This window comes from Ereboglobus sp. PH5-5 (assembly GCF_029504805.1).
Lineage (GTDB): Bacteria > Verrucomicrobiota > Verrucomicrobiia > Opitutales > Opitutaceae > Ereboglobus.
This window is the reverse complement of record NZ_JAQFIT010000008.1, coordinates 85,591-98,224: the sequence shown is the minus strand read 5'-3', so window position 1 is coordinate 98,224 and position 12,634 is coordinate 85,591. Positions and strand designations below refer to the sequence as shown.

At 59.3% G+C, this 12,634-nt stretch carries 9 protein-coding genes; 5 read left to right on the top strand and 4 right to left on the bottom strand.

Annotated features, from left to right (window positions below; translation table 11 throughout):
• Window positions 1-12 precede the first annotated feature (12 nt).
• Window positions 13-732, top strand: coding sequence for a dTMP kinase (gene tmk / locus M2103_RS06860; RefSeq protein WP_277509586.1), 720 nt, complete (start codon window positions 13-15; stop codon window positions 730-732).
• Between the two features lie 103 nt (window positions 733-835).
• Here tmk and M2103_RS06855 read toward each other — a convergent pair whose 3' ends face one another.
• The 3 genes from M2103_RS06855 to M2103_RS06845 all read right to left on the bottom strand — a co-directional run bounded on the left by M2103_RS06855 (window position 836) and on the right by M2103_RS06845 (window position 4,564).
• Complete coding sequence (locus M2103_RS06855; protein WP_277509585.1) at window positions 836-1,855, bottom strand: FecR domain-containing protein; 1,020 nt, start codon at window positions 1,853-1,855, stop codon at window positions 836-838.
• A gap of 37 nt (window positions 1,856-1,892) precedes the next feature.
• Window positions 1,893-3,935 (bottom strand): O-antigen ligase family protein, encoded by a 2,043-nt coding sequence (locus tag M2103_RS06850; protein WP_277509583.1) that lies wholly within the window; start codon window positions 3,933-3,935, stop codon window positions 1,893-1,895.
• A gap of 71 nt (window positions 3,936-4,006) precedes the next feature.
• Entirely contained in the window at window positions 4,007-4,564 is a 558-nt protein-coding gene (locus M2103_RS06845; protein WP_108826297.1) for a bifunctional nuclease domain-containing protein, read from the bottom strand.
• Between the two features lie 107 nt (window positions 4,565-4,671).
• On the opposite strand from M2103_RS06845, the gene M2103_RS06840 reads away from it, so the two are divergent.
• The 4 genes from M2103_RS06840 to M2103_RS06825 all read left to right on the top strand — a co-directional run bounded on the left by M2103_RS06840 (window position 4,672) and on the right by M2103_RS06825 (window position 12,030).
• The gene (locus M2103_RS06840) at window positions 4,672-6,036 is read left to right on the top strand and encodes an MBL fold metallo-hydrolase (protein ID WP_277509582.1); all 1,365 of its coding nucleotides are present in this window, start codon (window positions 4,672-4,674) and stop codon (window positions 6,034-6,036) included.
• Between the two features lie 180 nt (window positions 6,037-6,216).
• Entirely contained in the window at window positions 6,217-6,855 is a 639-nt protein-coding gene (gene eda, locus M2103_RS06835; protein ID WP_108826295.1) for a bifunctional 4-hydroxy-2-oxoglutarate aldolase/2-dehydro-3-deoxy-phosphogluconate aldolase, read from the top strand.
• Between the two features lie 165 nt (window positions 6,856-7,020).
• Window positions 7,021-9,693, top strand: coding sequence for a helicase C-terminal domain-containing protein (locus tag M2103_RS06830; protein ID WP_277509581.1), 2,673 nt, complete (start codon window positions 7,021-7,023; stop codon window positions 9,691-9,693).
• 21 nt (window positions 9,694-9,714) lie between these two features.
• Complete coding sequence (locus M2103_RS06825) at window positions 9,715-12,030, top strand: hypothetical protein (RefSeq protein ID WP_277509580.1); 2,316 nt, start codon at window positions 9,715-9,717, stop codon at window positions 12,028-12,030.
• 40 nt (window positions 12,031-12,070) lie between these two features.
• Here the strand turns inward: M2103_RS06825 and M2103_RS06820 are convergent, their stop codons facing one another.
• Window positions 12,071-12,619, bottom strand: coding sequence for a GNAT family N-acetyltransferase (locus M2103_RS06820; RefSeq protein ID WP_277509579.1), 549 nt, complete (start codon window positions 12,617-12,619; stop codon window positions 12,071-12,073).
• Window positions 12,620-12,634 lie beyond the last annotated feature (15 nt).

Here is a 12,634-nt window from a genome sequence, read left to right as displayed (position 1 = left end):
CCGATTCCGACCATGCCTCTTTCCAACAAACAACGCACCGGCATTCTCATCTCCTTCGAAGGCTCCGAGGGCAGCGGCAAGACGACGCAAATCGCTCGCCTCGTCAAACGCCTCGAAAAACTCGGCCACGAAATCGTGACCACGCGCGAACCCGGCGGCACCAAGATCGGCGAGCAGGTGCGCGACATCCTCCTGCACAATGCCGGCAGCGACAAAATGTTCGCCGAGACCGAGCTGCTGCTTTTCGCCGCCGCGCGCGCGCAAATCGTGCGCGAGGTCATCGCGCCCGCGCTTCTTCGCGGAGCCGTTGTGCTGAGCGACCGTTATCTCGATTCCTCGACCGTCTATCAGGGCATCGCCCGCAATCTCGGCAGCGACCCCGTCAACGAAATCAACCGCTTCGCCATCGGCAGCGTCATGCCGGATGTCACGGTTGTGATCGACGTGCCGACGAAGGTGAGCCTTTCGCGCATCAGCAAGCGCAAGGGCGCGAAGCCCGACCGCATGGAGCGCGAGAATATCGACTTTTATGAAAAAGTGCGCGGCGGATATCTCTTGCTCGCGAAGGGCATGCCCGGGCGTTTTGTCGTCGTGGACGGCACCAAAAGCGCGGCTGCGATTGAAAAGGAAATTTGGAACGCCCTTCAAAAGCGCGTCTTCAAAAAGAAGGCCCCCAAGGCGTTGCCAATGAAAAAGGCCGTCGCGAAAAAGAAAACCGCGAAGAAAAAATAATCCGGGGTATGGCGCGTCGAGAATTACGAGCGCCAGACGCGGCGGTTGGCGGAATGTCGCTGACGTTCGGGCCGGCGAAACCGCCCTGTCACGAAAACTACACTCACGCGCCGGTGCCGTCGGTCGGGGAAAGGCGGGGGGCGTCGGGTTGCGGGGGAGGCGAGGGGGAAAGATTTTCGCCGGATGAGTCGGTTTCAGCGGAAGTGTCCGTGCTTTGTTGCTGGCCGCCTTGATCATCGGTGGTTTCGCGGGCGGCGCCGGCAGTGTTTGGCGTGTAGATTTTTGCGCCGGGTGTTCCGGGAATCGAAATGTCCGCGGTTGCGTTGAGCATTGTTTGCACGCGCTGCATCAGCATGGCTTGCGCGGCGGCGGATGAGGTTGACGGTTCCGATGCCTCGCTGTCGTCGCCGAGCGCCGCGCCGCTGGTGTCGGCCATGTCAACATTTTCGAGGACGAGTTGTTTGCCCTGTGGAATCAGGATGGGGCGCGAGCGATTCGGGACGTTCATTTCGACAAGACCTTCGAGCATTACGATGGCGAAGTCGGCGGTCAGCGAATCGGCCCGTGCGTTGGGCTTGGATTGCAGGCTGTCGGGAATGTAGGAAATCTGGAAGGTCGTGCCGCGAATGCCCGCCACGCCGAGCGGCGTGTTGACCTTGAAATTGGAGCCCTCCTCCTTGTTGAGTTTTTTCACGTTGGCGATCAACTCGCCGCGCACCAAGTCGAGGTTGGTTTGCGAGGAACTGGGTTCGCTCAGCGCCTCTGACATTTTGAAGACCGCGCCGAAGGGGGTTTGGGTGAACTCGTCGAGCGCGACGAGGGAGTTTTCGCCGATAGTCACGGTGGCGCCGTTGGAGAATGCGAGCATCACGCTGGCCTTCGGGCCGGTGGCGATCATCTGGCCTTCGGTCACCATGGAGCCGGCGCGCAACGCGAAACGATAGGTTTCCCCCGAGGTGAAAACATACACCTCGCCCGTCACCTGCACGACGATGATATTGGCGACATTTTTGGGCAGCTCGCCCTGCGGCTCCTTCGCCGGTTCTTGCTGCGCGCGCATGGCGCTGACGAGGGCGGCGCACAAGGTGGCAAATAGGAAAAATTTGGGAAGAAATCTCGTCATGCGTGAAAGGTTGTTGGCGGTGAAAGGATGTTCGCGATCAGCGGTTTGACCGCAATTGCACTCGCAAACTATCTGCGTCTGTGTGGCCGGGGTCAAGACGCAAGCACATGTCGGCCGCGGCGAGCGCAAGGCTGCGTTTCACGGGCGAAAGACTGAGGTGGTAGGCTTGGTGATACCACGCGAGCGGGCTTGCGGGCGCGAGTTGCAGGGCGCGGGCAAAGGCATCGCCCGCCTCGGCGGTGCGCGCTTGCAGGTCGAGCGCGACTCCGAGACGCAGCCAGAACTCGGACACTTCCGACGCTCGATCAAGCGCGGCGCGGGCCGCGGTTTCGGCTTCGCCGCCGAGTTGCGCGGCATTTTGTTTTTCAATGCGCGCGCGCAGGGCGAGCGCATAGGCGCGGTCGGACCAAGCTTGCGCGTTGTCGGAATCGAGCCGGATCGCCTTGTCGAAAAACGCGGCGGAGCGGGTCAATGTTTGCAGGCGGTCGGCGCGGTCGGATGCGGTTTTCAGATCGCGACCCGCGAGCGCGTCGATTTGTTCGCGTCCGGAAACGCGCGCGGCCTCGGCCCGGTAGGTTTGCACGAAGACAATCCCACCCAGCGCAAGCACCGCGAGGGTGATTGCGGTGCCAATTACACGCTGTCCGAAAACACGGGCTGTGGCGATTTGGGCTGTGTTTTTCGGAATATCGCGCGGCGTATTTTTACCCTGTGCAATTTGCGAAGGCGGCGTGTTTGCTTCGCGGCGCTTTACGATTTCGGCGGCGCAAACCGCGACTATCATCGCCAGCGCGGGGATGCGCATGTGGAAATCCACCATGCACGCAAATGCAAAGCCGAGCAACCCGATGCCGAGCGCGCGGGTGAATGCGATGCCGGCCAAAACGCCGTCGGGAATCATGAGAGGGGCGTTGGTGCCGGGCGGGCGCTTGCGGCGGCTTTTCCACGCGATCACGCACCCCGCGCCGAAAAACAGCGCGAAGCCGGCGATGCCGTAGTCGCTGAGCAGATTGAGAAATTCGTTGTGCGTCCACTGCGGGTTGTTGAGAAAACCCTCGGGGCGGTGTTTTTCGAAAACGGTGTTGAAGCTGCCCGCGCCGGTGCCGAGAACGGGCGCGCCGGCGGTTATTTCGAGCGACGCCTGCCAGAGAATCACGCGCGATTTTTCGCCGTGATCGAGGACGAGTTTCTGCGTTCGTTCGCGCGCGGAGGGCAGGGTGGTCCAGATCGCAAGCGCTGCAAGCGCGGCAACGGCCAGAACCGCGGCACAAGCGAGCGCGCGCCGAAAAAAACGCCACTCGCCGACAAACCACGGCCAGCAAACGAGCGCGACGGTGAACGCGAGCACGCCGCCGCGGCTGAGCGTGAGCACGAGGCCGAGCATGAGCGCGAGCGCGACATATCCGCAAGCGATGCGTTGCACGCCGTTTGCGCCGCGCCGCCAGGCGAGCGAGAGCACGGGCGGAATCAATAGCAGGTAGAATGCCGCGAGCGAATTGGGATTGCCGAGAAATCCGCTTGCGCGTCCGACGTATTGCCCGGCCTGCACGCGTCCAAGCATCAACCATGTTTCATGGCCGTTGAGCTGGTAGGCGGAAAGAACCAGCGCAACCGCGCCGAGCAGCGCGACCGTGCCGAGCACGAGACGGCGGGGCCCCTTGTTTTGCAGGCTTTCGAGCGCAATGCCGAAGACGAGGAATGCCTGAATCCACAACATCAGTTCGCGCGCGCCGAGCCAGCGCACGGGGGTGATGTATAAAACGCTTGCGCCGGCGTAGAGGAGAAAAGGAACCAGCCACGCCGCGGCCCAATGGGATTTGGAGCCGCTCCAAATCATGCGAATCATCGCGATTGCGGCGGTTGCGAATGTGAGCGCGCTTGACCAGACCATCGTCTCTGCGCGCACGCCGCCGAGGCAGAGCGAAGTCCATGCAAGATTGACCGAAAGCAGAATGGCGACGAGCCACTCCCCGGCCGAATAAAGAACGGCGGGGCGGAGCGCCGCACAAGGGCGCTCTTTCACGCGGTTCCATGCCGAAGCGGGCTTCGCGGTATTTTGTGTGGTTGCGGCGGGGGGCATTGCGCGGGTGTGCTTTGATGCAAAACTATTTCTGGAGACGCAGCCGCGACGGATTGAATCGGGACGGAATCTTATTTTTCGTCGTCCTCGTCGTCGGAATCCTCATCCTCTGTTTCGTCGTCTTCCGCGAGTTCGGAAAGGATGTCGTCGATGCCGTCGTCATCACTTTCATCGTCATCTTCTTCGACTGCCTTCTGCGCCATGAGGTGTTCGAGCAATTCGGTCATGTCCTCGGCGGAGTCGAACACTTTGCGCGCGACAAAAATCGGGCGCGAATGCTGGATTGCGAGCACGATGGAGTCGCTCGGGCGTGCGTCGATTTCGAGCAGCTTTTTTCCGATTTCGTTTTCCATGCGCAGGAAAATGCGGGCGAAAAACGTGCCTTCCTTGGCATCGTTGATGAGCACGCGCTCCAGTTCCGCGCCGAGACCGAGCAGGATGTGCCCGATCAAGTCGTGCGTGAGCGGACGCTCTTTTTTCGCGCCGTCGAGTGCCATCTGCATGACGCTGCCGACAAAATGATCGACGTAGATCACAAAGTGCCTGCCCTCGGCGCCGAGGAACACGGCGCAGCCGTTCGCGGTCGGCATGACGGCTTTGACGGAGACTTCGATGGCATCGGTTTTCATGGGGGTGAAGCGTTATTGCGCCGCCGCCGGAGCGCAAGAGTGTTTGCGCCGTCCCGGGATTCACACTTGCGCCGCCGCCCGCGCGCACGTTTTCTTGTGCGCACAACATGAAGCTAATCGACCTCAACCGCGACGGCGCCATCGGCGCCAACTGCACATATCTGCAAATCGGCGAACTCAAAGTCATAATTGACTCCGGCCTCCATCCGAAAAAAGCCGGACGCGAAGCCACGCCCGATTTCAGCAAAATCCGCGGCGTCCACCTCGACCTCATCATCATCACGCACTGCCACCTCGACCACATAGGCAGCCTGCCCGTGCTCATGCGCGAGCACCCCGAGGCGCCCGTCGTCATGACCACCTCCAGCGCCATGCTCCTCGAGCGCATGCTGCACAACTCCGCCAACGTCATGCTCCGCCAGAAGGAGGAGGCCAACATTCCCGAGTATCCGCTCTTCACGCACGAGGAAATTGACCGCCTCAAAAAACGCTTCACCGGCATTCCCTTCGGCCAGGCCAAGCGCGTGCAATCCGGCGGCAACAAGGACGCGATTACCTTCATCCTCCATCCCGCGGGCCACGTCGCCGGTGCCGCGGGCGTCGAAATCCAGCACAAGCGCCGCAAAATCTTCATCACCGGCGACGTCCTTTTCGACAATCAGCGCACGCTCAACGGTGCGAAATTTCCCGTGGACCGTTTCGACACGCTCATCATGGAAACCACGCGCGGCAACACCGAGCGCCCGCCCGAAAAATCCCGCGCCAACGAAGTCGTGCGCCTCGTCGACACGATCAATGAAACCATCCAGCGCGGCGGCTCCTGCCTGATCCCGGTGTTCGCGCTCGGCCGCCAGCAGGAAGTCCTCTCGATCATCCACGACGCGCGCAAATTCCGCCGCCTCGTCGATTGCCCCATCTACGCCTCCGGCCTCGGCATGGACCTCGCCGATTACCTCGACGAAATCTCGCGCAAAACAAAACACGCCAATTTCAACCGCGGCATCATCAAGGAACTCAAAATCAAACCCGCGCCCCGCAAACTCAATCCCGGCGAGGACCCGAAGCAAAACGCGCTCTACATAATCAGCTCCGGCATGCTCGTCGAGCGCACGCCCTCCTACGTCCTCGCCTCGGGCCTCATCGGCAACGCCAACAACACCATCTGCTTCGTCGGCTACTGCGATCCCTCCACGCCCGGCGGCGAAATCCTCGCCTCGCGCAACGGCGACACCTACCTCTTCAAGGCGGCCAACGTGAAGGCGAAAATCAAGGCCCGCGTCGAGAAGTTCGAACTCAGCGGCCACGCCGACCGCGAGGAACTCCTGCAATACGCCGTGCAATGCAACCCGCGCTCCATCGTGCTCACGCACGGCGAACCCGCCTCGCGCGCCTGGTTCATGGAGCAACTCACGGAAGCGCTCCCCAAGGCCAAAATCACCGACCCCGTGCCGTTGCAGGAATATCAAATCTGACGAATGGGGAATGCGGATTCCAAGGCTGCTTCGCAAACGGAATGCGGAATAACAATCCATCAAACTGTCATCTGCTTTTCGTTTTGCGCTTGAGCGCCCCTTGATTTCGTAATCCGCACTTCGCGATTTAATATTTGCGGCCTTTGCACTTTTCACAACTCACCACCAATCATCCGAACCATGAAAAAAGACGCCATCCTCTCAAAAATCAAAGCCGACAAAGTGATCGGCCTCATTCGCGCCGACAGTCCCGACGGACTCATCGACTGCGCGCGCGCGCTCGCAGCGGGCGGGCTCACGAGCATCGAGCTCACCATGACCACGCCCGGCGCGATCCGCCTGCTCGAAAAGGCGACCGCCGAGCTGCCTGATTTTATCTTCGGCCTCGGCACCGTGCTCGACACCGAAACCGCGCGCGCGGGCATCCTTGCCGGCGCGAAGTTCATCGTCACGCCCGCCACGCTTCCCGCGGTCAACGAACTCTGCCGCCGTTACAGCGTGCCGGTTTTCAGCGGCGCGTTCACGCCCACCGAAATCCTCCGCGCATGGGAATCCGGCGCCGACGCGGTGAAAATTTTCCCCGCCGAATTCTTCGGCCCGAACTACATCAAGTCGGTCAAGGCGCCCTTCCCGCAAATCGACTTCGTGCCCACTGGCGGCGTCAACGAGAACAACGTGGCCGACTTCATCAAGGCCGGCGCCACCGCCACCGCCGCGGGCAGCTCGCTCGTCCAGGCTAAGGCGTTTAAGGAAAAAGACTGGGCGACAATCACCGCCAAGGCCAAGGCCTTCGCCGACGCCGTGGCGGCAATCAAATAAGTGTGGAATTGGCATCACGCCGCGTTGTCCCCTTATTCAAACACGCCTCGCGCATTTTTGCGCTTTTTCAAGCAGACCGAATTACGGTCTGCTTTTTTCTTTTTTGAAAACACGCTTGCGTGACCGTCGTTCCGCATTCGGCATTTCGAGTTCCGCATTTCTCCGATGGATTTCAATCTCGAACAACGCACCGCCAGCTTGAGCGTGGGTGAACTTTCAGATTTCACCCTCGGGCCGCGCGATGCGTCCGGCGCGCCAAGCGGACTCTGGCGCGCGCAACTCGGCACCCACTGGCATAACCAGCTCCGCGCGCAAATCGCATCCGAAAACTCCGCCGCGCAATTCGAAATCCCCATCACCGGGAAAATTGTTCATCGCGGCTGGATACTCACGCTCACCGGTCGTATCGACCAGCTCATTCCCGCGACCGAAAATACGCCGCTCATCCTTCGCGAGATCAAAACCGTCACGCGTCCCATTCCCGCTGACGAATCCGAACTGCGCGCCGAGTATCCCGCTTACTTTGTCCAGCTCGCCACTTACGCGGAGTTGCGTCGCCTCGTGGACACCGGCAATCAATCCCCGCGCATCCGCGCCGAGCTCCATTTCGTCGAAGTTGCCAGCGGACTCGCCCAGACGATCACGCTCACCGCAATCGACGACGCGCTTTTTCGCGCGCAACTCGAGCGAGTCACCGAGTTTCTCAACCTTCGCCTTCGCGCCCGCGAGCGTCTTCGCAGTCTTCGTTATCGCTCGCCGTTCGCCACGCTCCGGCCCGGACAGGAGACGACCGGGCGCGATCTTGCCGACGCGCTTGCCGAACACCCGGTTGTTCTCTTCGAGGCGCCCACTGGCTTCGGCAAAACCGGCATTCTCCTCGAACTCGCGCTTTCGCACATGCGCGAGGGCCGTTTTGACCGACTCATTTACCTCACGAGCAAAGCCACCGGACAACTCCAGGTTACGCGCACTCTCGCGGATATGGCAGACCAGGGTAGGGCGAACCCTCCGGGTGAGCTGTTTATCGACGCGACTCATCCGGAGGGTTCGTTTCACCAAATCGAATCGCAACCCTCAGTGGCTCCCGCGTGCGCAATCCCCGTCGCCGCCGATTCCACGGACGGGATGCCTGTGCCGCACGATCCCCGCCCCGGCGAGCTGGCGGCCCGTGCCACGCCCGTCACCGCCTGGCTCATGCGCCCCAAGCGCGAGCATTGCATCAACACCGCTTACAACTGCACGCGCGACACCTGCGCCTATCTCAACGATCTCGAAACTCGCTGGCCGAAGAGCGGGCTGTCGCGCTTTTATCTTGTCGAAGATCATCCGCGCGACATCGCCACGCTTCGCGCCGCGGGTGCCGACGCGCGCATTTGTCCCTACGAAATTTCCCGCGCCGCGCTTCCGTTCAACGACGTGTGGATCGGCGATTACAATTACATTTTTTCGCCGGCCAATCGCGGCATTTTTACCGGGCAGCCCGGCTACGATCCGGAGCGCACGCTGCTCGTCGTTGACGAGGCTCACAATCTCCCGTCGCGCGTTGCCGATGTTTTCAGCCATGCGTTTTACGCGGACGACGCGCGCGCGGTTGGCAGTTGGTTCAACATGGTTCGGGTTCCCTCGGCGCTTTCCAGCGCGTGGAGTCATTGGGTTCACTTTCTTTCGACGCTCAAGGCAAACGGCGCGCACACGCTCGCGACCGAGGACGACGCTCGCGAACTCATCGACACTCTTGCCGGTCAAATCACCGCCACGCCGCTCGATTACGCGCAAATGCCCGCCGGGATCAGCGAGACGCTCTGGTCGATTCCCGAGCTTGCCGCCGATCTCGCGTCGCTCGACCTTCCCCGTCTTTGGTGGAGTCCGCAAAACGCGCTCCTCGTAATCACCTGCCTTGACGCAGCAGACGCTATCGGTCCGGCCATCGCCGAATTTGGCGGCGCCATCCTCGCCTCGGCGACACTCACTCCTGTCGAAAACTTCACCGCCGCATGCGGACTGGATTCGCCGGAAACACCGGAGCCCGGCCCGGCATCCTCTTCTCCCAAGCTCGATAAGCTTGGCGCGCTGACCAAGCGCGACACAAAAAAACTATTCGCCAAGCTCACCTCCGCCGCGGATCTGCTCGCGCTCGACGAAGCCCGCGCAACCGCCGCGCCGCATTATGTCCGCGCCGCCACGCCCTGGCGCGATGACGCCTACGACGTTGCCATCGACACCCGCGTCAACACCACCTACCAGCAACGCGCGCAGTTTTCCGAAACCACCGCATCCACCATCGCCTCGCTCGCCTCGGCGTCGGGCGGCAACGTGGCTGTGTTTTTTCCCAGCTACGCTTATGCCGAAACCATCCAACGCGAGCTTGCCGACATGCATCCAGCGATTCGCATTTCGATGCAACCCAAGCTCCCTGATCTTGCCGCGCAAAACGCATGGCTGGGGCAATCCCTATCAGCGCCCGGCGTGGTGCTTCTTGTTCTTGGCAGCAGCTTCGCCGAGGGCATCGACCTGCTCGGCGGCCGCATCTCGCACGCGATGGTCGTCGGCCCCGCGCTCCCCGAGGTGAACCCGATCCAGCGCGCGCGTCTCGCGGCCTATGCAAATCTCGGACGCGACGAGGCCGCGCGCCGTGTTTATCAAATCCCCGGCATTCAAAAAGTGAATCAAGCCCTGGGCCGCCTGGTTCGCGCCCCGGGACAGCGTGCCAAGGTTCTTCTCCATTGCCGCCGCTTTGCCGACAAAAGTTTTCACGATCTTCTCGCGCCCGAATACCGCGCGTCCCTGCGGATTGCGAATGACGAGGAACTGAAGAATTGGCTGGGGCAAGGCGTCTAGGAGCTGAGGTGCAATGTCATTGTGCTTGCGAGGCTTCTGGTGCGCTGGTTGCTTGAAAATATGAAATTGAAGTCGCTCCTGTATGCAATGATGGGCTGCGGAATCCTGTGGCTGATCGGTGTTGCGGCTCAAAAAAATCCAAGAGTCCATGCTGATGCTCCGGATGCTTTGGCGGCGGTGTTGTCCGCCGGAACCGACGAGGAATTTGCGATGGCGTTGAAGGCCGTTGAGTGGAAGGATTTCGCCTCCACTTATCCCAAAAACAACGCGGGTGATCTTCTGAAAATATGCCAGCGCATAATTTTGATTCGTGAAACGGACAAGTCGTTGGATTCCTGTTTCGGAACTGTTTTTGGCCAAGCTTGTAGACATGGCGCACCGGAAGACTTCCCCGTGTTGCGGGAGTTGTTTGTCAACAATCCGCTATCTTATCTCAAGAAAGTTTACATGAAGGATTTCACGTCCTTCTGGCTTCGTTGGAAATTGGCTCAGCTTGAGAAAATTCGCCCGCCACCAATCGTAATTGAAAGCAATGATGACAAAATCGAGAAGATGGCATCGCATCTTTCAAGGGATGAGCTTGAGGCATGGAAAACATACAGGCGGATTATGCAGCCGTGGAATGATTCTGTGTTTGCGAAAAACCATGGCTATGTCGCCGACAACAGGCGTCTGTCATACACCTATAGGGGAGACCAGTTTTGGCAGATGGTGGAGGATATGATCTCAGGGAAACGCGCGGTCAGTGCCGAGAAGATTTTTCTATGGGAGTGGATGGCCGATTGTGGCACCAATGCATTCGGATTTTTTGAGGCCAAGCGGCAGGCGTTGCTCATCGCTTTGCTTATGGAGGAGCGATATGATCTGGCGATCGCCTCAGTGCTCAGTGACAACTATAGCACGCTCTGGTTTTCTCCCGAGAGGGTGCCAATGTTTCAGCGACTTGTCGAATTATGCGGCATTGATTATCAAACTTTTTGCCGCGGCGCGTATGTTGACGCGAGAATCAGTCCCGAAAGAAGGTTTAACCCTTATGCGCTAAGGCTGCTTGTGGGAGCGGGTGATGAACCTTCGATACGCGTGGCACTGAAAGAGGCTGAAAAGATGCGCGACAATGATCTGTTGTCATCCTATGAACTGGATTTCCTTTCTGCATTGGTTGATGCTTCGGGTGACGCAAAAAACCGCAAACGACCCTATGGGTATGGTGGCCGCATGGAAATTTCGCATGGGCTGCGCGATGACATCATACGGTTCATGACAACACTTCTCGCGCCCGAATCGAACCCGGAAAAGTGCAGGGAGGTCATCAAACGTCTGGCCCAAACCAAGTCTCCGCTGATAGTCGATCCCTTGCGGGCGGTGATAAGAACGCATCCATCAAAAACAGTGTGCGACGAGGCTGTGACGGCAATCAAGGGCATTACCGGTTACGAACCGGTTGTGCCAAAAAAACCGGGGCCGGTTTATTATAAGATTTCCATAAACGGGAAGCCTCTGGCCAACACGGAAGTCAGGTCGGCACTGTATGTTTTCAAAGGGAATCGCCGCGAAGTAGCGACTCGGAAAGGCTCAACAAATGAGAACGGTATTTTGAAGCTAGACCGGGATTTTATTTTGCGCGCGACAGGAAGCGACGGGAGACTCGTGTTTTCCAGATACGGAGGCGAGGCGTTGCCGGAGGTGCCGGTTTTTTTTGCGGAGGCTCCGGTCGCCAGATTGCAAACATCAGAGATCGTTTCCGTGGACATCCAGAGCGCTCCGATGATATTTGATTTTAATTTAACCCACCCAATAGCTGACTATAAAGTCCCGATATATGCGTGTTTTGTGTGGATGTCTGATGATGAAAGAATGGAAGGAAGCAGAGATCGCGCCATAGGTATCATCCGCTTGTCCGAGTCGGTTGTCTTTCCGTCCGTCGCCCTTGGAAGGTATAATATCTCCATCAATATTGGTGAATTTGGAGAAGAGGAATCAGCTGTTGTTCATTTCGCAAAATCTCGCCACGCAGCCACACTAGCGCCTCGTGTGGATGCAATCATGAGGCTACGTTTTCCCGACAACGAAACCCATAATCCATTATACTATAAGGGATATTGGAAGATGGATTCTGGAAAGACGGGCGAGGTTTCAATACGCGGTGATAGAGTTTTCTTCAGAAACATGCCTTTCGGGCATTATACTTTGACGGTCGAGCTTCCGATGAAAATTACGGGCGACGAGGTCGAGGATATTATTACGGGGAAGATGAAATCATACAAAGCCGATTTCACGATTACCGCGGACGTGTCCGAATGCTCGGATTTGCAGATGGTCGCGTGCGAGAAGCCCTAAGTTGCCGATTTGTGTTGGAATATCGCGTGGGGCGGGTGGTTTATTCTCTTTGTGTGTCAAAATCAGTTTTGAGGATTTGCCATTGAATGGCGTCGAGGAGCTGGCCGTCCTTGGGCGTGCAGCGCGGAATGACGCCGATGCGTGTCATGCCCGCTTTTTTCATGACGTGTCCGGATGCAGGGTTGTGGGGGAAGTGATGCGCGCGAATTGTTTCGAGAGCGAGATCGTCGAAACCATATTGAATGATGCGGCGGGTGGCCTCGGTGCAAATGCCTTGATTCCAAAAGGGCGCGCCGACCCAGTAGCCCACTTCGCCAAGGCGTTTTTCGAGTGTGAGAATGAGGCCGATGGCTCCGCGCAGCTCGCCGGTGTCGCGCTCGCGGATGGCGAGCGTGGTGCTTGTGCGCGCGAGGTGATCGGGCAGGTGCGAGGCGATCCATTGCTCGGCAAGGCCGTCGGGATACGGATGCGGAATGAACGCGGCCATCGAGGCGATGCGCGCGTCGCCCGCGTAGCGTTGCACGAGCGGCGCGTCGGCGGGCGTGAATGGAGAGAGTGTGAGGAGCGTGGTGTGAAGGGTGGGAAGCATGATCTGCGTAGTGGC

Coding starts and splice junctions, on each gene's coding strand:
- tmk (WP_277509586.1), top strand. CDS start 13: ATGCCTCTTTCCAACAAACAACGCACCGGCATTCTCATCTCCTTCGAA.
- M2103_RS06855 (WP_277509585.1), bottom strand. CDS start 1,855: ATGACGAGATTTCTTCCCAAATTTTTCCTATTTGCCACCTTGTGCGCC.
- M2103_RS06850 (WP_277509583.1), bottom strand. CDS start 3,935: ATGCCCCCCGCCGCAACCACACAAAATACCGCGAAGCCCGCTTCGGCA.
- M2103_RS06845 (WP_108826297.1), bottom strand. CDS start 4,564: ATGAAAACCGATGCCATCGAAGTCTCCGTCAAAGCCGTCATGCCGACC.
- M2103_RS06840 (WP_277509582.1), top strand. CDS start 4,672: ATGAAGCTAATCGACCTCAACCGCGACGGCGCCATCGGCGCCAACTGC.
- eda (WP_108826295.1), top strand. CDS start 6,217: ATGAAAAAAGACGCCATCCTCTCAAAAATCAAAGCCGACAAAGTGATC.
- M2103_RS06830 (WP_277509581.1), top strand. CDS start 7,021: ATGGATTTCAATCTCGAACAACGCACCGCCAGCTTGAGCGTGGGTGAA.
- M2103_RS06820 (WP_277509579.1), bottom strand. CDS start 12,619: ATGCTTCCCACCCTTCACACCACGCTCCTCACACTCTCTCCATTCACG.